Here is a 21,732-nt window from a genome sequence, read left to right as displayed (position 1 = left end):
CACAACGGGCCGCCGGCGGGGTACGGGTGTTCCCATGACGCAGCCCTCGAGTCCGTCGCCGACCGCCACCTACCGGCTGCAGCTCCAGCCGGACTTCCCGTTCGCCGCCGCAGAGCGGGCGGTCCCGCATCTGGCCGCCCTCGGCGTCTCCCATCTGCACCTCTCGCCGGTGCTGGAGTCGGTGCCGGGGTCCACGCACGGCTACGACGTGGTCGATCACGCCACGGTGCGGGCCGAGCTGGGCGGCGAGGCGGGGCTGCGGGCGCTGGCCGCCACGGCCCGCGCGCACGGCCTCGGGCTGATCGTCGACATCGTGCCGAACCACATGGCCGTGCCGGAGCCGCTGCGGCTGAACGGGCCGCTGTGGCAGGTGCTGCGCGACGGCCCGGCGTCCCCGTACGCCCGGTGGTTCGACATCGACTGGGACGCCGGGCACGGCGGCCGGCTGCTGCTGCCGCTGCTCGGCGGCCGGCTCGGCGAGGAGACCGCGCAGTTGCGCGTCGACGGCGAGGTGCTGCGCTATCACGGGCACGTCTTTCCGCTGCGTCCCGGTACGGAGGAGCTGCCGCTGCCCCGCCTCCTGGACGCCCAGTGGTACCGCCTCGCCTGGTGGCGGCTGGCCCGCAGCGAGCTGAACTACCGCCGCTTCTTCACCATTTCGGAGCTGATCGGGATCCGTGCCGAGGACCCCGAGGTCTTCGAGGCCACTCACGGCACGGTGCTGCGGCTGCTGCACGAGGGCGTCATCGACGGGCTGCGCATCGACCACCCGGACGGGCTGGTGGACCCCGGCGGCTATCTGGCCCGGCTGCACGAGCGGACCGGCGGCCGCTGGACGGTGGTGGAGAAGATCCTCAGCGGCGCGGAGCGGCTGCCGGCCGGCTGGGCCTGCGCGGGCACGACGGGCTATGACGCGCTGCGGCACATCGACGGGCTGTTCGTCTGCCCGCAGGGCTCGGGGCGGCTGTTCTCCCACTACCGGGACTTCGTCACGCCGCTGGCCGACGAGGGGGGCGACTGGGAGGAGACGGTGCGCCGGGCCGCGTACGAGGTCGTCACCCACGAGCTGGCCGCCGAGGTCGAGCGGCTGGTGCGGACCGCCGCCCGGATCAGCGCGCGCGTCCCCGCGCCGGGCGACCACGCGCCATGGGCGCTGCGCCAGGCCCTGCGCGAACTGCTGGTGCGGCTGCCGGTCTACCGCCCCTACGCCGCCGAGCCGGGGCAGGCCGTCCACGACGCGGCGATGCTGGGCGCGGCGGCCGCCGGGGCGCGCACCGCCTTCCGGGTGCCCGAGGAGGCGCGCGCGGTGGACCTCGTCCACGATCTGGCGCTCGGCCGGCTCACCGACGACCCCGGGCACGACACCGCGGACTGCGCCGACTTCACCGCCCGGTTCGCCCAGACCGCCTCCGCGCTGCGCGCCAAATCCGTGGAGGACACCGCCTTCTACCGCTATCCGGTGCTGCTGTCGGCCTGCGAGGTGGGCGGTGACCCCGGGACACCGGCGCTCTCCCCCGCGGCGTTCCACGCGTACTGCGCCCGCATGCAGCGCGACCGGCCGGAGTCCGGCACCGTGCTCTCCACGCACGACACCAAACGCAGCGCCGACGTGCGGGCCCGGATCGCGGTGCTGTCGGAGTGCCCCGACCGGTGGCGGGACGTGCTCGGCGCGATGCCCGGCACCGCGGTGTGCGAGATCGCGGGCGACCGTGCGGGCGGCGCCGGGCCGAGGGATCCGATGGTGTCGTGGCTGGCCTGGCAGACCGCGTTCGGCCTCGGCACCACGGCCGGCGGACCGGCGGCGGACCGGGTGGTGCCCGCGGTCCTCAAGGCGGTGCGCGAGGCCGGGCTGCGCACCACGTGGACGGAGCCGGACAGCGGCTACGAGGAGGCGGTCGAGGAGTTCGTCCGGGGCGGCCCCTGCGGCCCCACGGCCACCCCGCTCGCCGCACTCGCCGACGACCTCGCGCCGTTCGTCCGCGCGAACGTGCTGGGTGCGGCCCTGCTGCACCTGACCATGCCCGGCGTGCCCGACCTCTACCAAGGCACCGAACACCTCCACGCGGAACTGGTCGACCCGGACAACCGGCGCCCGGCCCGCTTCCGCCCCGAGCTGCTCGACGCGCTGGACGGTGGAGCCGCGCCACACGACCTGTCCGCCGAGAAACTCCGGCTGACCGCCGCGGTCCTGCGCCTGCGCCGCGACCGTCCGCGGTGGTTCGGCGCCGGGGCGACCTACGAGCCGGTGTACGCGGAGGGCCCGGCGGCCGAGCACTGTGTGGCCTTCAGCCGCAGCGGCCGGACCCTGACGGTGGTGACCCGCCTCGCCCTGCGCCTGGTCGAGACCGGCGGCTGGTGGGACACGCTCCTGCGCCTGCCCCCCGGCGGCCCCTGGCGCGAGATCCTGACCGGCCGCACCGTTCCGGAGGGCGCGGTGGTGGGCCTGAGCGAGCTGCTGGCGGAGTCTCCGGTGGCGTTGTTCGTCAGGGAGTGAGGGGCGGCGGGGCGGCGCTTCGGGCCCGCCCCGGAAATTCGGTTGCGGCTCCCCGCAGGGCTGGCAGCATGTCCGTGTACGACCGATTTCCCCTCGGCAGACCCGACCCACCTCGGCAAGGAGCAACGGAATGCGCGGATTCCTCGGAACTACTCATCGCCCCGACCGGACGACAGTTCTTGAGGACTTCACCTTCCATGCTTCCTTCGCACACCCTGAACATCGGGATTCTCGCCCACGTCGACGCCGGTAAGACCAGCCTCACCGAGCGGCTGCTGTTCGACGCCGGCGCCCTCGCCCGGCTCGGCAGCGTCGACGCCGGTGACACCTCTACGGACTCCGGCGAGCTGGAGCGGCTGCGCGGCATCACCATCCGCTCGGCGGTCGCCCCCTTCACCGCCGGCGGGGTCCGGATCAACCTCATCGACACCCCCGGCCACGCCGACTTCATCGCCGAGGTCGAGCGCGCCCTGGGGGTGCTGGACGGCGCCGTGCTGCTGCTGTCCGCGGTGGAGGGCGTGCAGCCCCGTACCCGGGTGCTGATGAAGACCCTGCGGCGACTGCGGCTGCCCACCCTGCTGTTCGTCAACAAGATCGACCGGGCCGGTGCCCGGGGCGAGGCGCTGCTCGACGACATCCGCCGGCTGCTGGTGCCGGTACCCGTCCCGATGACCTCCGTGACCGGCCTCGGCACCGCACGGGCCGACGCGGTGGCGCACGACCTGGACGACCCGCTCCTGCGTGAGCGGATCGCCGAAAGGGTGGCCGACGCCGACGAGTCGGTCCTGGCGGAGCTGGTCGCCGCGGCCCCCGGCGGGCCGCCGCCGTCCGCCGGCCGGCTCCGTGCCGCACTGGCCGCCCGCACCGCCGACGGCTCGCTGCACCCGGTGTACTTCGGCTCCGCGCTCGGCGGACAGGGCGTCGGGGCGCTCGTCGACGGCATGGTCCGCCTGATCCCGCCGGCGCCGCCCGCGAGGGACACCGCGCCGCGGGGCACGGTCTTCGCCGTCCACCAGCCGCCGCACGGCGAACGGACCGCCCACCTGCGCCTCTACGGCGGTGAGTTGCGGCCGCGGCAGCGGATCACGCTGCACCGGACCGGGCCGGACGGCACGAGCGCTTCGGTGACCGGCCGGATCACCTCGCTGGAGGTCGTCGGCCGGCCGCCCGGGGAGACCGGGCCGCTCACCGCGGGCGGCATCGCGGTGCTGCGCGGGCTGCCCGGCATCCGCACCGGTGACCGGCTCGGCCCGGCCGACGACGCCGCGGACGGGCCGGCGCTGTTCGGCGCCCCCACCCTCGAAACCGTGGTCCGGGCCCGCCGCCCGGCCCACGCCGCCGCCCTGCGCGCCGCGCTGCTGACGCTCGCCGACCAGGATCCGCTGCTGCAGGCGCGCCCCGCGCCGGACGGCGCGACCTCGGTCCTGCTGCACGGCGAGGTGCAGAAGGAGGTCCTCGCGGCCACCCTGGAGCGCGAGTACGGCATCGAGGCCGCGTGCACGCCGAGCCGGGTGGTGTGCGTGGAGCGGCCGGCCGGGGTCGGCGAGGCCTGCGCGGAGATCGCCAGGTACGGCCACACCGGGCCCTGGGCCACGGTCGGACTCCGGGTGGAGCCGGGCGCCCGCGGCTCGGGACCGGTCTTCACCTACGAGACCGAACTGGGCGCGCTGCCGCACGGCTTCCACCAGGCCGTCGAGGAGACCGCGCTGGCGACCCTGCGGTGCGGGCCGCACGGCCTGGCGGTGACGGACTGCCGCGTGGTGCTGACCCGTTCCGGCTTCATCGGCCCGCTCAGCACCACCCGGGACTTCCGTACGGTCACCGCCCCCGTGCTGCGACAGGCCCTGCGGCGGGCCGGCACCCGGGTCTACGAGCCGTACCACGCCTTCGAGGCCGAGATCCCGCTCGCGGCCCCGGCCGCGGTCACCGCCCGTCTCTCGGCCCTGGACGCCGAGATCGCCGAGACCTCCGGCGGACCGCACTCCTGCCTGATCAGCGGCTTCCTGCCGGCCCGTCACGTCCCGCGGATGCAGGGGCTGCTGCCGGGGCTGACGCAGGGTGAGGGGGTGTGGATGTCGTATCCGTCGGGCGACCGGCCGGTGCGGCGGGGCACGCGGGGCACGGGGCGGGAGGGCTGAGGCGGCGGCGCGGCGGGCGGGCGCGGGAGACCGGCGCGGGCCCCGCCGCGCCGCCCCGTTCAGCGCTCCGTCAGGACGTAGTCCACCTGACCGAAGGTGATGTGGTCGCCGGGTCCGACCGGCACCTCGCCCACCACCCGGCGGCCGTTGACGCAGGTGCCGTTGGTGGAGCCGAGGTCGCGCAGCACCCAGCCCTTGCCGGCGCTGCGGAGTTCGGCGTGGGCGCGGGAGACCGTGTCGTGGTTGAGGCGCAGGCCCACGCCGGGCGCCCGACCGATGAGCAGCGGGAGCGGGCCCGGCACCGGCAGCAGCAGCTTCGGCAGCCGCTCCCGGCGCCAGGCACGGCGCACCCGGATGTGGAAGGCCGAGGCCCGGCCCACCATCCGCAGGACGGTGCCCTGGACCTTGCCGCGGCTCGCCAAATCGGCGGTGACCACATCGATTTCGGACTGCTGCTGGGCGGTGAGCACGAGTTCCAGTCGCCGCAGAAAGGTGTCCTGGGACAGGCGTCCCTGCGCCGCGCCCTCGCGCAGCAGATCAAGAGCGCGTTCCCGGTCCGCGTCCGACGGGCGCGCCGGACGCGCGGGGAACTCGAGCGAAGTCATACCGCGATTCTCGGGCCCCCGCGAGCCCCTGTCCAGGCGGTGTTGCCGCGGGACGGCGCAGGTGGGCGGGCGGGGCGCGGCGGCGGACCCCGGGACGGCACGAGGTGACGGTGTCGGGCGCGGGACTGCCCGGCGGTGCGCGGGCATGCTTTCTTCGTCGGGACCGCGAACGAAGGAGGACGGCCGTGCTGTTCGAGGTGTGGGCGCCGGATGCCGGACGGGTCGCTCTCCAGTGGGCGGGGGACCGCGCCGGGGAGCCGCCGGCCGTCTTGGAGCGCGACCCCGGCCGCGCGGGGTGGTGGCGCACCGAGGCCCCGGCCCGCGACGGCGACCGCTATGCCTTCCGCCTCGACGACGGGCCGCCGCTGCCCGATCCGCGGGCCGTCCGGCTGCCGGACGGCCCGGGCGGGCCGGGTGCGGTCGTCGAACACGACCGGTTCCGGTGGCGGCACCCCTGGCCCGGCCGGCCGCTGCCCGGCGCCGTGCTCTACGAGCTGCACATCGGCACCTTCACCCCCGAGGGCACCTTCCGTGCCGCCGCCGCACGGCTGCGCCACCTCGCCGACCTGGGCCTCACCCATGTCTCCCTGATGCCGGTCTGTCCCTTCCCCGGCGACCACGGCTGGGGGTACGACGGCATCGCGCCCTGGGCGGTGCACGAGCCGTACGGCGGGCCGGACGGCCTCAAGGAGTTCGTGGACGCCGCGCACGGCCACGGCCTGGGCGTGGTGCTCGACGTGGTGCACAACCACCTCGGCCCGTCCGGCAACCCCCTCCCGGCGTTCGGGCCGTACTTCACCGAGACCCACCACACCCCCTGGGGAGCGGCGGTCAACCTCGACGCCCCCGGGTCCGCCGAGGTGCGCGGCTACCTCCTGGGCAGCGCGCTGTCCTGGCTGCGGGACTTCCGGCTCGACGGGCTGCGGCTGGACGCCGTCCACGCCCTGCACGACGACGGCACCCCGCATTTCCTGGCCGCACTCTCCGCCGCCGTCGACGCGCTGGCCGGGGAGCTGGGACGGCCGCTGTTCCTGGTCGCCGAGTCCGACCTCAACGACCCGGGCACCACCGCACCGCGCGCGGAGGGCGGGCACGGTCTGCACGCCCAGTGGAACGACGACTTCCACCACAGCCTGCACACCGCGCTGACCGGCGAGTCCCAGGGCTACTACGCCGACTTCGCGCGCGCCCCGCTCGCCGCCCTCGCCAAGACGCTGACCGGTGGCTTCTTCCACGACGGGACCCCCTCCGCCTTCCGCGGCCGGACCCACGGCGCACCCCTCGACCTGCGGGTGACACCCGCGTACCGGCTGCTGGCCTACGCCCAGACGCACGACCAGGTCGGCAATCGCGCACTCGGCGACCGGCTGGCCGCCGGGCTCTCCCCCGGCCTGCTCGCCTGCGCCGCCGCCCTCGTGCTGTGCTCGCCGTTCACCCCGATGCTGTTCATGGGCGAGGAGTGGGGCGCGACCACACCGTGGCAGTACTTCACCTCGCACACGGACCCGGAGCTGGCGGAGGCGGTACGGGCCGGGCGGCGGCGCGAGTTCGCGGTGCACGAATGGGGCGGCCGGGCCGGGGACCGGCCCGATCCGCAGGACCCGGCGACCCGCGACCGCAGCGTCCTGGACTGGGCACAGCCGGCCCGCGAGCCGCACGCCACGCTGCTGGCCTGGCACCGCACCCTGCTGGCGCTGCGCCGTGAACTGCCCCCGCTGACCGATCCGGATCCGCGCCGCACCGCCGTCCGCTTCGACGAGCAGGCCCGCTGGCTGCTGCTGCGGCGGGGCCCGCTGCGGGTGGCGGTCAACCTCGCCCGGGACGCCACGGCAGCCGTCCCCGTCGACGGTGCCGGGCGGGACGGGCCCGGACTGCGGGCGCTCGCCGGCTGGCCCGGCGCGGTGCTCCCCGGCACGGACGGTGTCCTGCGGCTGCCACCGGAGTCGGCGGTGGTGCTGGGGCCGTAGTTGCCCGAGACGGGTGCTGCCGCACGGGCTCAGAACGGGTCGTAGACGTACGGCAGGGGGTTGCTGTTGCCGGCCGGGGTGTGCGCCACGACGCTCACCGTGCCGGGCCGGGGCCTCCAGCGGCCGGCCCGGCAGCCCCTAGTGTGCGAACTCAGACACGAACGCCGCGCAGAAGGCGTCCAGGTCCGCGGGGCGGCGGCTGGTGATCAGGGTGTTGGGGCCGGCGGTGCAGATCGCGACCTGTTCGTCGACCCAGGTGCCGCCCGCGTTGCGGATGTCGGTGCGCAGGCTCGGCCAGGAGGTCAGGGTGCGGCCGCGCACCACATCGGCCTCGATGAGCGTCCACGGGGCATGACAGATGGCGGCCACCGGCCGGCCGGCGTCGAAGAACGACTTGATGAACGCCACGGCCCGCGGGTCCAGGCGCAGGGCGTCCGGGTTGGCCACGCCGCCGGGCAGCACCAGGCCGTCGAAGTCCGCCGCGGTGGCCTCGTCCACCGTCAGATCGACGGGGAAGGTGGCCGCCTTGTCCAGGTGGTGGAACGCCTGGACCTTTCCCGCGTGGGTGGAGACCAGGCTCGGACCACCGCCCGCGGCGACCACCGCCTGCCAGGGCTGGGTCAGCTCCACCTCTTCGGTGCCCTCCGGGGCCACCAGAAACGCCGCCTGCATTCCGCGCTCACGTCCCTTCGTCGGGTCGGGGAGCGAGGAAGCCCGCGCTCCCACGTCCGACCATAACGGCCCGGGGCGCCGGACACTTCTTTGCCGGGCCGCTCCCCGCGGACCGGGCCCGGCCGAGGCTCTCCCGGGGCCGTCGGGTGCGTTGGCGCCGACCGCGTGCACAGGCGCGTGATCAGCTGCGTGCGGAGGTGCCTGCGGAGGTACGTCGCGAGGCCCCTGGCCAGGCGTGATCGCCGGGAGCCCGCTCGCCCGATCGTCCACTCCCCGCCGTTGTGCTGGACACTGTGTACATGCCGTTGCATCTCTCCGACCTCCTGGCCCGGCCCGATCTCGGCCTTTCCGTCGCCTACGACGTGCCGCCGCGGCTGCTGGCGCGCACGGTCGAGGCGGCGACGGTGTCGGATCTGCCGGAGCCGGGGAAGTGGCTGGAGGGCGGCGAACTCCTCATGACCATCGGGCTGTTGCTGCCCGAGGAGCCGGCCGCCTGCCGGGCGTACGTCCGGGACGTGGCCGGGGGCGGAGCGGCGTGTCTGGCGCTCGGACTGGGGCAGGGGCTGCCGTACCAGGAGGCGCCCGAGGCGCTGGTGACGGCGGCGGAGGAGGCCGGGCTGCCGCTGCTGACGGTGCCGGACGGGGTGCCGTTCATCGCCGTCACCAAGGCGGTCTTCGACGCGCGGGCCCAGGAACAGCGCGAACTGTTGCAACGTGCGTTCGCGACCCAGCGGCGGCTGACGGCCGCAGCGGCCGGCGACGGGCTGCGGCCGATGCTGGCGGAGTGGACGGCCGCCACCGGCGTGGGCGCGGCCGTGCTCGACCCCCTGGGGCGGCTGCTGGCGGCGGGCGGCGCCGCACAGCGCACGCCACCCCCGCAGGCGCGGGAGCTGCTCGCCCGGGTCGCCGCGCACGGCCTGCGCGGCAGCGCCGCCAGTACGGCCGCCGGGCAGCAGCTGGAGGTGCAGCCGCTGGGGGCCCGGCGGCTGCGCGGGCTGTTGCTGCTCACCGGCCGCCCGGACGACGCCGCCCGCTCGGTCGTCCCGGGTCTGGTCTCGCTGCTCTCCCTGGAGCTGGAGCGCCGTCATCTGCGCGACGAGCCGGAGCGGCGCCGCAGGTCGGCGCTGCTCTCGGAGCTGCTGGCGGACGAGGACCCGTCCGCGGGGCGGGCCCGGGACGTGCTGCAGTCGGCGGGGCTGACCGCCGAGCGGGTGCGGGGGGTCGTGGTCGAGGCGCCGGGCGGTGCCCGGGACGGGACGGCGGCGGATCCGGCGCAGGACGGGAGCGCGGAGGGCGCGGCGCAGGAGATGGCCGCCGATCTGGCGCTGGCGCTGCCCGGCGGCCTGGTGCGGGTCGTGGACGGGGCGGCGGGCCCGGTCATCGAGGCGGTGGCCGGTGAGGACCTGGACATCCGGGAGGTGCTCGCCCGCTTCGCCCCGCACCGCCCGGCCGGGATCGGCCCCGCCACCGGACCCGAGGCGGTCCGGGTCTCGCTCCACCAGGCGGCCGGGCTGCTCGCCGTGAGCCGGGCGAGCGGGGAGCCCGCCCAGGCCCGGCAGAGCCAGGCCGGCCGGCTCCTGCTCGACCTTGCCGACCGCCGTACGCTGCACGGCTACGCCGACGCGGTGCTGGGCCCGCTCGACCTCGCGGACCACGCGGAGGAGCTGCTCGCCACGCTCGCGGCCTGGCTGGAGACCGGCGGCGCCTGGGACGCCACCAGCCGGCGGCTCGGCGTGCACCGGCACACCGTCCGCAACCGCCTGGACAAGGTCATGGAGCTGACCGGCCGCCGCCTCGACGACCCCGACGACCGCTTCGACCTCTGGCTGGCCACCCGCATCCGCCGCGGCGGCGCCCCCGCCGCGGGCCCCGGCGGCCGGCCGGCTCCCCCGTCTGCGGGCCGGTGACACGCCCCCACTAGTCCTTTTTGGCTTTCGCTCTCCCCCCGCCACCGTTTTTACTTCGAGGATGACCTACGAGATCCGCCCCCTCCCGCCCGGCACCACCGCCTCCGTCACCGCGCCCCCGGCCGGCTCCGCCCGGGGCGGCGGACGCGGCGGCACCCTGGTGGCCGTCAGCGATCTGCACGTCCGCTACCAGGAGAACCGCGACATCGTCGAGGGGCTGAAGCCGGAGTCCGAGGACGACTGGCTGCTGGTGGCCGGCGACATCGGCGAGCGGGTCTCCGACATCCGCTGGGCGCTCGAACTGCTCAGCAGCCGGTTCGCGAAGGTCGTGTGGGTGCCCGGCAATCACGAACTGTGGACGACGGCCGACGACCCGGTACAGCTGCGCGGGGTGGCGCGCTACGAGCATCTGGTCGCCCTCTGCCGGGAGCTGGGCGTCCTCACCCCCGAGGACCCGTACCCGATCTGGGAGGGCGACGGCGGCCCGGTCGTCCTCGCCCCGCTCTTCCTCCTCTACGACTACACCTTCCGCCAGCCCGGCGTGACCTCCACGCGCGAGGCGCTGGCCCGGGCCGAGAAGGCCGGAGTGGTGTGCACCGACGAGCACTTCCTGCACCCGGACCCCTATCCGACGCGGGAGGCGTGGTGCCGGGCGCGGGTGGCCGCCACCGAGGCCCGGCTCGCCGCCCTGCCGGAGGACCTGCCGACGGTGCTGATCAACCACTGGCCGGTGGTGCGCGAGCCCACCGACCCGCTGTGGTACCCGGACTTCGCGCTGTGGTGCGGCACGGAGGCGACCGCGGACTGGCCCGTGCGGTTCCGGGCGGCCACCGTGGTCTACGGCCATCTCCACATCCCCCGGCTGCTGGTCTGCGACGGCGTGCCGCACCAGGAGGTGTCGCTCGGCTACCCGCGCGAGTGGCAGCGCCGCTCCCGCGTCCCGGGACGGCCGGTGCGGATCCTGCCCGCGGCGGTGGCGGCCGGCGACACCACGGGGACCCCCGCATGATCGACAAACTGCTGCCGGCCCCGGTGGTGACCGCCGAGGCCTTCCATGACGCCCCGCTGTCGCAGATGTTCCCGGAGGAGTGGGCGCTGGTGGCCAAGGCCGTTCCCAAGCGGCAGAAGGAGTTCGGCACCGTACGGGGCTGCGCCCGCGAGGCCCTGGCCGAGCTGGGGTTCGCCCCCGCGCCCCTGCTTCCCGGCCCCGCCCGGGAGCCGCAGTGGCCGGCCGGCGTCGTCGGGGCGATGACGCACTGCGCCGGCTACCGCGCCGTCGCGGTGGCCCGCTCGACGGAGTTCCGGACCATCGGCCTGGACGCCGAACCCCATCTGCCCCTGAACGACCCCGGGGTGCTCCATCTGGTCACCCTCCCCGCCGAACGCCCCCGGCTCGCCCAACTCGCCGCGGTGCAGCCCGAGGTCTGCTGGGACCGCCTGATCTTCAGCGCGAAGGAGAGCGTCTACAAGGCGTGGTACCCCCTCACCCGCCGCTGGCTCGACTTCCAGGAGGCCGAGCTGACCTTCGACCCCACCAACGCCACCTTCACCGCCCGCCTCCTCGTCCCGGGCCCCGTCGTCGACGGCCACGAGGTCACCGAATTCCACGGCCGCTGGCTGATCGGCTCGGGGCTGGTGGTGACGGCGATCGCCATGCCGGTGTGAGGGGCCGGGGGGCTGTGCCTCCCCGCCCGCCGGCAACCACCGCTGAGACGCGAGGGGATGACGTCTCGTCGATGTCCTCCCACGTCACGGCGCGGCGGCCTGTGTTACGTATCAGTATGTGACAAACGAGGGCCCGGGCGCCGGAAACGCCCACGTCTTGGGGTAATTTCATGGACCGTCAGGACGTGGAAGGGTCAGCAGCGCACCTATGCACCAGCAATTCGACCCCATCGGTGGGACACAACTGCCCGACACCGAACTGGTCCGGCGCATCCGTGCGTCCGCCCGGCCCGACGACGGCCGGGCGGCGGCCGGTCCGGGCGGCGTACCCGCTCAGGGCGGCGCGGCCGCTCCGGACGCCGCCGCCGGGGAAGCCGAGGCCGCCCTCGACGAGTTCCACCGCCGGCACTACGCCGCCGTGCTGGCCGCCGCCCGTGCCTGCTGCGGATCCTCCCAGGCCGCGGCCGACCTGGCGGCGGAGGCGATCGAGAGCGTGCTGCACTCCCCCGATCCGGGTGAGGCGCCCGGGGGGAGCTGGCGGGAGAGCCTGCTGGCGGCGGTCGACCGTACCGCCGACGTCTGGCACCAGGGTTCCCGCAGGACCGAGCTGCGCGAGGGGTTCGCGGACCGGCCGGCCGGGCGGGAGACGGGGGATCGGTCCGGCACGTACGGGGACGGGCCGGGGGGCTTCTTGGGGGACGGGTTCGCCGCCTCCGTGCGCCCGGTCGAGCTGCATCCGTCCGCCGCGCCCAAGCGGTCCCGGGGCGCGCGGTCCGCGCGTCTCGCGCTGCTCGCCGCCGCTGCCGTGGCCGTCCTGGCCGGTGCCGCCCTCTCCGTCGGCTCGCTGCTCGGCCCGGCACGGCACGAGACCTCGGCCGATGCGCCCGGACACTCCGGATTCCCGTCGGCGCCCACCACGCACCGGTCGCCGACGGCGTCCGCCAAGAGCGCGCCGAGCGCCTCCCGTTCGGCGTCGAAGTCGCCGTCGGCGAGCCCCGCCAAGCCGTCGAAGCACCCGCGTGCGCGGCCCTCGTCGCCGGCCAGGCCCTCGCCCGCCGCACCGGAGCGGAAGCCGCCGCCCACCCGGACCACCCCGCTGACCGCCCGCCCGTGGAGCGCCAGCTCGAACGGCTGGGGGCCGGTGGGGCAGAACCTCAGTGTCGACGGGCGTCCCCTCACCATCGCGGGAGCCGGGTTCGCCGAAGGCCTGGGAGCCCACGCGCCCAGCGAGATCGTCTATCAGCTGGGGGGCACCTGCTCGCGCCTCGGCGTGGACGTGGGGGTCGACGACGAGGTGGGGGCGAACGGCTCGGTGGTCTTCCAGATCTACCGGGACGGCACGGAGGTGGCCGACAGCGGGCTGATGACGGTCGGGCAGCCCGCGCGGCACCTCACCGCGGACCTCACCGGCGGCGGCGTGCTGCGGCTCGTGGTCACCGACGGCGGCAACGGGAACAACTCCGACCACGCCGACTGGGGCCGGCCGCTGATCAGTTGTCGCTGAGCCGCCGGCCGGGGCCCGCCGGTCTCAGGCGGCGGGGAGTTCGGCCCAGCGGGTGATGCCGCCCGCGTGGACGTGGGTGCCGCACTCGGTTGCCAGGGCGGTGACGATGCCGAGTCCGCGGCCGTGCTCGTCCGGGCAGGGATCGACGGCCGGCCGGCCGTGCGCCGCCGGTCCCGCGTCGGTGACCTCGACGCGCAGGGCACCGCGCCGGTCGCCGCCGAGCCGGGAGAGCCGCAGCACCGCCGGCGGCAGGGCGTGGACGACGGCGTTGGTGGTCAGCTCCGAGACCACGAGGAGGGCGTCCTCGGCGAGGCCGGGGGCCAGGTTCCAGTCGGCCAGGACCGCGCGCACCCGCCTCCGTACGACGGAGACGGCCTCGGGGAGGTGGGACAGCGGACAGACATGGTCGTCCGCCCCCGGAACCACCGTGTCGAGCTGTGCCGTCATGTCTCCTCCTCGGAGGCAGCCCCCGGCCGGCGGGATGCCGTGCCTGAGACGGACGCTAGGAGGGAACGCCGCGGGCGGTCAATGAACAGCGGTCGGCATTACCGAACGGTGGCAGCCGGAGGCGCTCAGGCCCTGCCGATGCCGACCTCGGAACTACGATGGGGTCATGGCCGGCCCGGTCCAGTCGATCGAGCGGGCGGCGGCGATTCTCCGTCTGCTCGCCAGTGGGCCCCGTCGGCTCGGACTGGGTGAGGTGGCCGCGTCCCTCGGTCTGGCGAAGGGCACCACCCACGGCATTCTGCGCACGCTGCAGCACATCGACTTCGTCGAGCAGGATCCGGCGACCGGGAAGTACCAGCTCGGGGCGGCACTGCTGCACCTGGGCACCAGCTACCTCGACGTGAACGAGCTGCGCTCGCGCTCCATCAACTGGTCCGACGCCCTGGCCGCCCGTAGTGGGGAGGCGGTCCGGCTGGGCGCTCCGCTGGAGGGCAGAGTGCTCATCGTCCACCACGTCTTCCGGCCCGACGACACCTTCCAGACGCTGGACGTGGGCGCGCTGCTGCCGCCGCACGCCTCCTCGCTCGGCAAGGTGCTACTGGCCTTCGGCGGCCTGACCGTGGAGCCGGCCGTGGAGGCCGGGCTGGAGGCGTACACCCGGCACACCCTGGTGGCCCCGGAGCGCCTCACCCGGGCGCTCACCGAGGTCCGGGAGCTCGGGTGGGCCGCCGAGGTACAGGAGATGATCACGGGCGAGGCCGGTATCGCCGCGCCGATCCGGGGCCACGGCGGCCTGGTGGTGGGTGCCGTCGGCGTCTCCGGCACCGTCGAGCGGATCTGCGACTCCCAGGGGGTCCCGCTGCCGGGCCTGGTCACCCAGGTCCGCCATGCCGCCCGGGCGATCTCCAGAGATCTGGGGGCCACCCGCTGGTGAGCCCCCGCCCTCGGGCACCGCAACGGAAGGCTGATCATGGTTGAGCGGTATGTGATGTCCATCGACCAGGGCACCACCTCCACCCGGTGCATCCTCTTCGACCACCAGGGGCGGCTGGTGTCGGTGGCCCAGCGGGAGCACCAGCAGTACTTCCCCCGGCCCGGGTGGGTGGAGCACGACGCCGCCGAGATCTGGCACACCCTGGAGCGCGTGGTGCCGCAGGCGCTCTCGGACGCCGACGTCCGGCCCGACGAGGTCGCCGCCATCGGGATCGCCAACCAGCGCGAGACGACCGTGCTGTGGGACCGGCGTACGGGCGACCCGCTGGGCAGGGCGATCGTCTGGCAGGACACGCGGACGGCCCCGCTGGTCGAGGAGCTGCGCGGCCGGCCCGGGGACGAGTTCTTCCTCCGGCGCTGCTGCCTGCCCCCGTCCACGTACTTCTCCGCCCCGCGGATCCGGTGGCTGTTCGACCATGTCGACGGGCTGCGGCAGCGCGCCGAGGACGGCGAGGTGCTGTTCGGGACGATGGAGAGCTGGCTGATCTGGAACCTCACCGGCGGGCCGGCCGGCGGCCTGCACCTCACCGACGTCACCAACGCGAGCCGCACCATGCTCATGAACATCGGCACTCTCGACTGGGACGCGGAGCTGCTGGAGTTCTTCGGGGTCCCCCGCGCGATGCTCCCGGAGATCCGCCCGTCCGCCGAGACGTACGGAACCGCCCGTTCCGTGCTGCCGGGCGTCCGGATCACCGCGGCGCTCGGTGACCAGCAGGCGGCGCTGTTCGGGCAGACCTGCTTCGGCCCCGGCGAGGCGAAGTGCACCTATGGAACCGGCAGCTTTCTGCTGCTCAACACCGGGACCGACCTCGTGCGGTCCCGGCACGGGCTGCTGACCACCGTCGCCTACAAGATCGAGGACCGGCCCGCGGTGTACGCGCTGGAAGGCCCGATCGCGGTCACGGGCGCGCTGGTCCAGTGGTTCCGCGACCGGCTGGGGCTGATCGGCAGCGCCCCCGAGATCGAGACCCTCGCGCGCGGCGTCGAGGACAACGGTGGCTGCTACATCGTCCCGGCGTTCTCCGGCCTCTACGCGCCCTACTGGCGCAGCGACGCCCGCGGGGTCATCGTCGGCCTCACCTCGTACATCACCAGGGAGCATCTGGCCCGGGCCGTGCTGGAGGCCACCGGCTGGCAGACCCGGGAGGTCGTGGACGCCATGAACGCCGACTCCTCGCTCACCCTGAAGGAGCTGAAGGTGGACGGCGGCATGACGTCCGACAACCTGCTCATGCAGATCCTCGCCGATGTGCTGGACGTGCCCGTGGTGCGTCCGATGGCCGTGGAGACGGTGTCCCTGGGCGCCGCCTATGCCGCGGGGCTCGCCGCCGGCTACTGGCCCGACCTGGAGGTCCTGCGCCGCAACTGGCACCGGGCCGCGCAGTGGCTGCCGGACATGGACCCCGGGCGGCGGCGGTCGGAGTACGAGAACTGGAAGCGGGCCGTCGAGCGGTCGCTCGGCTGGATCCGGCCGCCGGCCCCGCCCTGACGCCTTCCGTGCCGGGTGCGCGGCACCCGGCACGGGCTCGGCGGGCGCCCCTCAGCCCCCGTCCGGCGCCAGCCGCAGCGAGATCGAGTTGATGCAGTACCGCTGGTCGGTGGGGGTGGCGTAGCCCTCGCCCTCGAAGACGTGGCCGAGGTGGGAGCCGCACCTGGCGCAGCGGACCTCCGTGCGCACCATGCCGAGGGTGCGGTCCTCGATGAGTTCGACCGCGTCGGAGTCCTTGGGGTCGTAGAAGCTCGGCCAGCCGCAGTGGCTGGCGAACTTGGTGTCGGAGCGGAACAGCTCGGCGCCGCAGGCGCGGCAGGAGTAGACGCCCTCGTCGGTGGTGTCGGTGTACTCGCCGACGAAGGCGGGCTCGGTGCCGGCCTCACGCAGGACGCGGTACTCCGCGGGGGTCAGCTCGGCGCGCCACTGCTCGTCGGGCTTGTCGATCTCGTACGGCATCGAAGCTCCTTGGCTCAGCTGTCCAGGCGGGACAGGATGGCGGGGCCGAGGTCGGTCACATCACCGGCGCCCATGGTGAGAACAAGGTCGCCGGGCTTGGCCATTCCTGCGACGACGTCCGGCACGGCCGCCTGGTCGCTCTCGGCGGTGACATCGGCGCCGGCGGCGCGCGCGGCATCGATGATCAGGGCGCTGGTGACGCCCGGGATCGGGTCCTCGCGGGCCGGGTAGATCTCCAGGACCACGGAGGCGTCGGCGAGGGCGAGCGCCCGGCCCATCTCCGTGCCCAGCTCCTGGGTGCGGGAGAAGAGGTGCGGCTGGAAGACGACCAGCACCCGGGCGCCGTCGGCGGCGCCGCGGATGGCGTCCAGATCGGCGCTCATCTCCGAGGGGTGGTGGGCGTAGGAGTCGATGACCTGGACGCCGGCCGCCTCGCCCTTGAGCTGGAGGCGGCGCTTGACGCCGGTGTACTTGCCGAGGGCGGAGGCGAGGTTGTGCGGCGGGATGCCCAGGGCGATGCCGGCGGCCAGGGCGGCGACGGCGTTGTGGGCGTAGTGCCGGCCCGGGACGGAGACCGTGAAGGTGAGGATCTTGCCGCTGCTGAGGGTGACGGTGACGTCGCTGGTCAGGCCGCGGGGGTTGACCTTGAGGATGCGGACGTCGGCGTCGGCGGACTCTCCGTAGGTGACGACCTCGATGTCATGGCGGCCGGCGATCTTGGCGGTCAGCTCGCGGGCGCCGGGGTGGTCGGCGGAGATGACCAGGGTGCCGCCGGGGCGGATGCGGCCGACGAAGGTCTCGAAGGACTCGTAGATCTCGTCCATGGAGGCGTAGTTGGCGTGGTGGTCCAGCTCCACGTTGAGGACGATGGCGACCTCGGGGGCGTACTTGTGGAAGCTGCGGTCGCTCTCGTCGGCCTCGGCGACGAAGATCTCGCCGGCGCCGTGCTCGGCGTTGGAGCCCGGGGCGTCGAGATCGCCGCCGATGGCGTAGGACGGCGTCAGACCGAGGGCACCGAGGGAGACGGCGAGCATGGAGGTCGTCGTGGTCTTGCCGTGGGTGCCGGCGACGGCGACGGGGCGCAGGCCGTCCATGAGGGAGGCGAGCGCGTCGGAGCGGTGCACGACCGGGATGCCGCGCTCGTGGGCGGCGGCCAGCTCGGGGTTGTCGGGGCGGATCGCGGAGGAGACGACGACGCTGGTGGCGTCCTCGGCGAGATGCCCGGCGGCATGGCCGAGGTGGACCGTGACGCCGAGGGCGCGCAGGGCCTGGGCGGTCGCGGAGTCCTTGGCGTCGCTGCCCGCCACCCGGGCGCCGCGCTGCGCGAGGATCTTGGCGATGCCCGACATACCGGCTCCGCCGATGCCGATGAAGTGCGGCCGGTCCATCGAGGCTGGGATGGCGGGTGCCATGGTGCGTCTCCCTGATCGTCGATCATCGCGAGCGGTGGTGCTGCCGTTCGGTCGTGCTGTCGATGATTCTCGCACCCGGCACCGACAGCCCCGGCCCGCGGACCCCGGCGGGGGGGGCGCCCGGGCCTTGCGGCCGGGGGTCAGCGGCGGATCAGGCCCTGGGCGGTGGCGGCGGCGACCGCGGAGGTACGGGAGTCCACGCCCAGCTTGGCGTAGATGTGGACCAGGTGGGACTTGACGGTGGCCTGGCTGAGGAAGAGCCGCTTGCTGACCGCCGCGTTCGACAGCCCCTCGGCGACGAGCTGGAGGACCTCCGTCTCGCGCCGGGAGAGCGCGCTGGCGGGGGTGCGCAGCCGGTCCATCAGGCGAAGCGCGACGGTGGGGGCGAGCGCGGACCGTCCGGCGGCGGCGGTGCGGACCGCGGCGGCCAGCTCCTGGGGCGGGGCGTCCTTGAGGAGGTAGCCGGTGGCGCCTGACTCGATGGCGGCGAGGATGTCGGCGTCGGTGTCGTACGTGGTCAGGATGAGGACGCGGGGGCCGCCGGGGCGGGCGGTGATCTCGGCGGTGGCCTGCGAGCCCAGCATCCGGCCGCCGAACTGGAGGTCCATGAGGACCACGTCGGCGTCGCACCGCTCGGCGAGACGGACCGCCTCCTCGGCGGTGGGGACGTCCGCGACGATCTCGAAGTCCGGTTCGGTCTCCAGGACGGCGCGCAGCCCGGCGCGGACGACCGGGTGATCGTCGGCGAGCAGCAGCCGGACGCGGGAGTCCGGGGCGAACGGGGCGGTCACGAGGCGGCCTCCGGGGCGGCGCCGGGCGCGGCGGCGGGGCAGGGCAGGGTGACGGCGACCGCGGTGCCCTCCCCGGGGGTGGACTCGACGGCCAGCGTCCCCTGGAGGGCGCGGGCCCGGGCGTGCATCGCGGCGAGGCCGAAGCCGGTGCCGCCGGCCGCGGCGGAGCCCGGTGCGGGCAGCTCGGCGGGCCGGAACCCGGCCCCGTCGTCGACGACGTCCAGCGCGACCTCGGTGTCCATGTAGCTGAGGGTCAGCTCGACGCGGCCGGCGGCGGCGTGCCGGACGGTGTTGGCGAGCGCGGACTGGGCGATGCGCAGCAGGGCGACCTCGTGCGGGGTGGGCAGCGCGAGGGGCGCGCCGGAGACCTGGCAGTGCACGGTGAGACCGGAGCTGCGGGCCGTGGTGGCGCAGAGCCGCTCCAGCGCGGCGGGCAGCGACCCCGACTCCAGGGCGGGCGGGCTGAGCGCCTGCACGAAGCGGCGCGCCTCGGCGAGGTTGTCGACGGCGGTGGTGCGGGCCTGCCGGACGTGTCCGAGGGCCGCCGCGGGCTGCTGGGGCAGCACGCGTTCGGCGGCCCGCAGCAACAGCTGGATGCTGGACAGCCCCTGCGCGAGGGTGTCGTGGATCTCGCGGGCCAGCCGCTCGCGCTCGGCGAGCCGGCCGGCGGCGCGCTCCGCGGCGGCCAGTTCGCCGCGGGTGGCGGTGAGTTCCTCGATGAGCCGGCGGCGCTGCTCGCTCTCCCGGTAGAGCGCCTGGTAGCCGAGGACGACGGCGACCGCGACGGCGGCGCCGAGGGCGGGCCCGATGACCGTGCCGACGCCGAGGGTGTGGGTGTGCCAGGCGAATCCGGCGATGGCGGCGAGGGTGGTGGCCACGACGGCGGGCAGCGCCCGGCGCGGCGGCAGCAGATGCAGCTGGACGAAGAACAGCGGGAACGCCAGCCAGACGCCGTCCGGGGTGAGCGCGAGCAGCGCCAGCCACACCAGGGCGACGGCCGCGAGCCACAGCGCCGCGGCGCGCGGTGAGCTGCCCACCCGGGGCAGCCGCGGTCCGAGGGCGTAGAGGGCGAGCAGCACGACGGCGGTGGCGAGGACCGCCGGGGCGTTGGGGGCGTGCCCGGCCACCGCCCGTACGGCGGCGAGCCCGAGCAGCCCGGCCACCAGCAGGTGCAGACAGCTGCGCAGGACCCGCAGGACGGGGGTGAGGGAGTGTGCGGTCATGGCTTCTTCGGTCACGGCCCCCTCAGATTAATTGGCGCCCTCACCTGCGGCATCAACCGAAGGGTTGACTGCGGGGCGCACCTTTGGGCGCCGGCGGACCACTCCCCCGCGCGATGCCCGGGCCCCGCCCGGAAGGCGACGGTGGACTCCGCCGCCGGGCACCGGGCCCGGCACCCGCACGCAAGGAGGGCAGCGCCCGTGTTCGTGGCCTGGAGGGACCTGGGATTCGCCAGGGGACGGTTCGCCCTGATGGGCACCGTCATCGCACTGATCACCGTGCTGGTGGGGCTGCTGTCCGGCCTGACGGCGGGCCTGGGACAGGAGAACACCTCGGCGATCACCGGGCTGCCCGCCGACCGCCTGGTGTTCTCGGCGCCGGCCGGCGGCAGCGGCCCCTCCTTCACCGACTCGCGGCTGTCCGCGCGGACCGTGGCGGCCTGGGAGCGGGTGCCGGGCGTACGGGAGGCCGCGCCGCTGGGCATCGCGCCGGCGAAGGCCGCGGCGGACGGCCGGAGCGCGGCGGTGTCGGCGTTCGGGGTGCGGCCGGGCTCCGGGCCGGCGCCGGCGGGCGTCGAGGACGGGGCGGTGGTGCTGTCCGGGAAGGCCGCCGAGGAGCTGGGCGTACGGGCCGGCGGGACGCTGACGCTGGGCGGCCGGACCCGCACCGTCGCCGCGGTGTCGGGCACGGCGATGTACAGCCACACGCCGGTGGTCTGGATGTCGCTGGACGACTGGCGGGGACTGGCGGGCGGCCCCGGGGCGGCCGGCGGGCCGGGCGCGACCGTGCTCGCCCTGTCCGCCACGGGCGCGGCCGATGTCGCCGCGGCCGACGCGCGGCTGGGCACCCGCACCGTCCGCACCGGCGACGCGCTGGAGGCCATCGGCTCCTACCGCGCGGAGAACGGCTCCCTCCAGCTGATGCGCGGTTTCCTCTTCGCGATCTCCGCGCTGGTCATCGGGGCGTTCTTCACGGTGTGGACGATCCAGCGCAGCGGCGAGGTGGCGGTGCTGAAGGCGCTGGGCGCCTCGACCGGCTCGCTGCTGCGCGACGCGCTCGGCCAGGCCCTCGTCCTGCTGCTGCTCGGGACCGGCCTGGGCAGCGCCGTGGTGGCCGCGGTGGGCGCCGGCCTCGGCTCCGCGGTTCCCTTCGTGCTCGCCCCGTCCACCGTGCTGACGCCGGCCCTGATCATGACCGCGCTGGGCGCCGCCGGCGCCGCGCTGGCCGTCCGCCGCATCACCTCCGTCGACCCGCTGACCGCCCTGGGAAGTGCCCGATGAGCCTCGAACTGACCGATGTCACCCTCACCTACCCCGACGGCGACGCCCGGCTGACCGCGCTGGACCAGGTCTCGCTGGCCGTGGCCCCCGGCTGTCTGACGGCGGTGATCGGGCCGTCCGGCTCCGGCAAGTCCAGCCTGCTCGCGGTCGCCGCCACGCTGATCCGCCCGGAGAGCGGACGGGTGGTGCTGAACGGCACGGACACCACCGGACTCGGCCGCGCGGAGCTGACGGCGCTGCGCCGCACCACGGTCGGCACGGTCTTCCAGCAGCCGAACCTGCTCCCGTCGCTGACCGCCGCCGAGCAGCTCCAGGTGATGGCCCATCTGGACGGCCGCTCGCCCCGCAAGGCCCGCGGCCGGGCCCGGGAGCTGCTGGCCGCGGTCGGCCTGGAGCGGCTGGCCGGGCGGCGGCCGCACCAGCTGTCGGGCGGCCAGCGGCAGCGGGTCAACATCGCGCGGGCGCTGATGAACGAGCCGGCGGTGCTGCTGGTGGACGAGCCGACCAGCGCCCTGGACCGCGAGCGGGGCGCCGCGGTGCTCGATCTGCTGCTCGCCCTCACCCACCAGCGCGCCACGGCGACGGTGCTGGTCACCCACGACCCGGCGCATCTGGACGCGGCCGACGAGGTCGCCGAGGTGCGGGACGGCCGGCTGCGCCTGCGGACCGGCGCCGGTCGCTGATC

The 21,732-nt window shown here is 75.2% G+C and carries 18 protein-coding genes; 11 read left to right on the top strand and 7 right to left on the bottom strand.

Annotated elements, in window-relative coordinates; genetic code table 11:
• Positions 1-34: 34 nt before the first annotated feature.
• Together treY and otr(A) are read left to right on the top strand one after the other, a co-directional pair.
• Positions 35-2,494, top strand: coding sequence for a malto-oligosyltrehalose synthase (gene treY, locus ACQP17_RS27965; protein ID WP_433858734.1), 2,460 nt, complete (start codon positions 35-37; stop codon positions 2,492-2,494).
• Positions 2,495-2,691: 197 nt separating this feature from the next.
• On the top strand, positions 2,692-4,632 hold the full coding sequence (gene otr(A) / locus ACQP17_RS27960; protein WP_433858733.1) for a tetracycline resistance ribosomal protection protein Otr(A): 1,941 nt from the start codon (positions 2,692-2,694) through the stop codon (positions 4,630-4,632).
• A gap of 59 nt (positions 4,633-4,691) precedes the next feature.
• Here otr(A) and ACQP17_RS27955 read toward each other — a convergent pair whose 3' ends face one another.
• A complete protein-coding gene (locus tag ACQP17_RS27955) occupies positions 4,692-5,237 on the bottom strand; it encodes a DUF1707 and FHA domain-containing protein (protein ID WP_364875531.1) in 546 nt (181 codons plus the stop codon).
• Positions 5,238-5,422: 185 nt separating this feature from the next.
• Here ACQP17_RS27955 and treZ point away from each other — a divergent pair, with 185 nt between their 5' ends.
• Positions 5,423-7,204, top strand: coding sequence for a malto-oligosyltrehalose trehalohydrolase (gene treZ, locus ACQP17_RS27950; RefSeq protein ID WP_433858732.1), 1,782 nt, complete (start codon positions 5,423-5,425; stop codon positions 7,202-7,204).
• Between the two features lie 138 nt (positions 7,205-7,342).
• On the opposite strand, the gene ACQP17_RS27945 is transcribed toward treZ, so the two are convergent.
• On the bottom strand, positions 7,343-7,876 hold the full coding sequence (locus ACQP17_RS27945; protein WP_329145291.1) for a type 1 glutamine amidotransferase domain-containing protein: 534 nt from the start codon (positions 7,874-7,876) through the stop codon (positions 7,343-7,345).
• 299 nt (positions 7,877-8,175) lie between these two features.
• Between ACQP17_RS27945 and ACQP17_RS27940 the strand changes: the two genes are divergently transcribed.
• The 4 genes from ACQP17_RS27940 to ACQP17_RS27925 all read left to right on the top strand — a co-directional run bounded on the left by ACQP17_RS27940 (position 8,176) and on the right by ACQP17_RS27925 (position 12,952).
• Positions 8,176-9,783 (top strand): PucR family transcriptional regulator, encoded by a 1,608-nt coding sequence (locus ACQP17_RS27940; protein ID WP_433858731.1) that lies wholly within the window; start codon positions 8,176-8,178, stop codon positions 9,781-9,783.
• 61 nt (positions 9,784-9,844) lie between these two features.
• Positions 9,845-10,792: a metallophosphoesterase family protein gene (locus ACQP17_RS27935; RefSeq protein WP_433858730.1), complete on the top strand. Its 948-nt coding sequence runs from the start codon at positions 9,845-9,847 to the stop codon at positions 10,790-10,792.
• On the top strand, positions 10,789-11,448 hold the full coding sequence (locus ACQP17_RS27930) for a 4'-phosphopantetheinyl transferase family protein (protein ID WP_433858729.1): 660 nt from the start codon (positions 10,789-10,791) through the stop codon (positions 11,446-11,448). The genes ACQP17_RS27935 and ACQP17_RS27930 overlap by 4 nt, the downstream gene beginning before the upstream one ends.
• Before the next feature lie 208 nt (positions 11,449-11,656).
• Positions 11,657-12,952 (top strand): NPCBM/NEW2 domain-containing protein, encoded by a 1,296-nt coding sequence (locus ACQP17_RS27925; protein ID WP_433858728.1) that lies wholly within the window; start codon positions 11,657-11,659, stop codon positions 12,950-12,952.
• A gap of 24 nt (positions 12,953-12,976) precedes the next feature.
• Here ACQP17_RS27925 and ACQP17_RS27920 read toward each other — a convergent pair whose 3' ends face one another.
• A complete protein-coding gene (locus ACQP17_RS27920; RefSeq protein WP_433858727.1) occupies positions 12,977-13,399 on the bottom strand; it encodes an ATP-binding protein in 423 nt (140 codons plus the stop codon).
• 166 nt (positions 13,400-13,565) lie between these two features.
• Between ACQP17_RS27920 and ACQP17_RS27915 the strand changes: the two genes are divergently transcribed.
• Entirely contained in the window at positions 13,566-14,333 is a 768-nt protein-coding gene (locus ACQP17_RS27915) for an IclR family transcriptional regulator (protein WP_433858726.1), read from the top strand.
• 36 nt (positions 14,334-14,369) lie between these two features.
• Positions 14,370-15,884 carry a glycerol kinase GlpK gene (gene glpK / locus ACQP17_RS27910; protein ID WP_433858725.1) on the top strand — a complete coding sequence of 505 codons (1,515 nt, stop codon included), beginning with the start codon at positions 14,370-14,372 and terminating at the stop codon, positions 15,882-15,884.
• Positions 15,885-15,935: 51 nt separating this feature from the next.
• Here the strand turns inward: glpK and msrB are convergent, their stop codons facing one another.
• The 4 genes from msrB to ACQP17_RS27890 all read right to left on the bottom strand — a co-directional run bounded on the left by msrB (position 15,936) and on the right by ACQP17_RS27890 (position 19,769).
• Entirely contained in the window at positions 15,936-16,343 is a 408-nt protein-coding gene (gene msrB, locus ACQP17_RS27905) for a peptide-methionine (R)-S-oxide reductase MsrB (RefSeq protein ID WP_364875512.1), read from the bottom strand.
• Positions 16,344-16,357: 14 nt separating this feature from the next.
• Positions 16,358-17,755, bottom strand: a complete 1,398-nt coding sequence (gene murC, locus ACQP17_RS27900; protein ID WP_433858724.1) for a UDP-N-acetylmuramate--L-alanine ligase — start codon at positions 17,753-17,755, stop codon at positions 16,358-16,360.
• A gap of 140 nt (positions 17,756-17,895) precedes the next feature.
• Positions 17,896-18,546, bottom strand: coding sequence for a response regulator (locus ACQP17_RS27895; protein ID WP_433858723.1), 651 nt, complete (start codon positions 18,544-18,546; stop codon positions 17,896-17,898).
• The gene (locus ACQP17_RS27890; RefSeq protein WP_433858722.1) at positions 18,543-19,769 is read right to left on the bottom strand and encodes a sensor histidine kinase; all 1,227 of its coding nucleotides are present in this window, start codon (positions 19,767-19,769) and stop codon (positions 18,543-18,545) included. The genes ACQP17_RS27895 and ACQP17_RS27890 overlap by 4 nt, the downstream gene beginning before the upstream one ends.
• 198 nt (positions 19,770-19,967) lie before the next feature.
• Between ACQP17_RS27890 and ACQP17_RS27885 the strand changes: the two genes are divergently transcribed.
• Together ACQP17_RS27885 and ACQP17_RS27880 are read left to right on the top strand one after the other, a co-directional pair.
• Positions 19,968-21,047 carry an FtsX-like permease family protein gene (locus tag ACQP17_RS27885; RefSeq protein WP_433858721.1) on the top strand — a complete coding sequence of 360 codons (1,080 nt, stop codon included), beginning with the start codon at positions 19,968-19,970 and terminating at the stop codon, positions 21,045-21,047.
• Positions 21,044-21,730: an ABC transporter ATP-binding protein gene (locus ACQP17_RS27880; RefSeq protein WP_433858720.1), complete on the top strand. Its 687-nt coding sequence runs from the start codon at positions 21,044-21,046 to the stop codon at positions 21,728-21,730. Before ACQP17_RS27885 ends, ACQP17_RS27880 begins: the two co-directional genes overlap by 4 nt.
• The last annotated feature ends 2 nt before the right edge of the window (positions 21,731-21,732 follow it).

This window comes from Streptomyces kronopolitis (assembly GCF_050953795.1).
Lineage (GTDB): Bacteria > Actinomycetota > Actinomycetes > Streptomycetales > Streptomycetaceae > Streptomyces > Streptomyces kronopolitis_A.
Note: the sequence above shows the minus strand (reverse complement) of the source record. Positions and strands in the feature narration are given on the sequence as shown.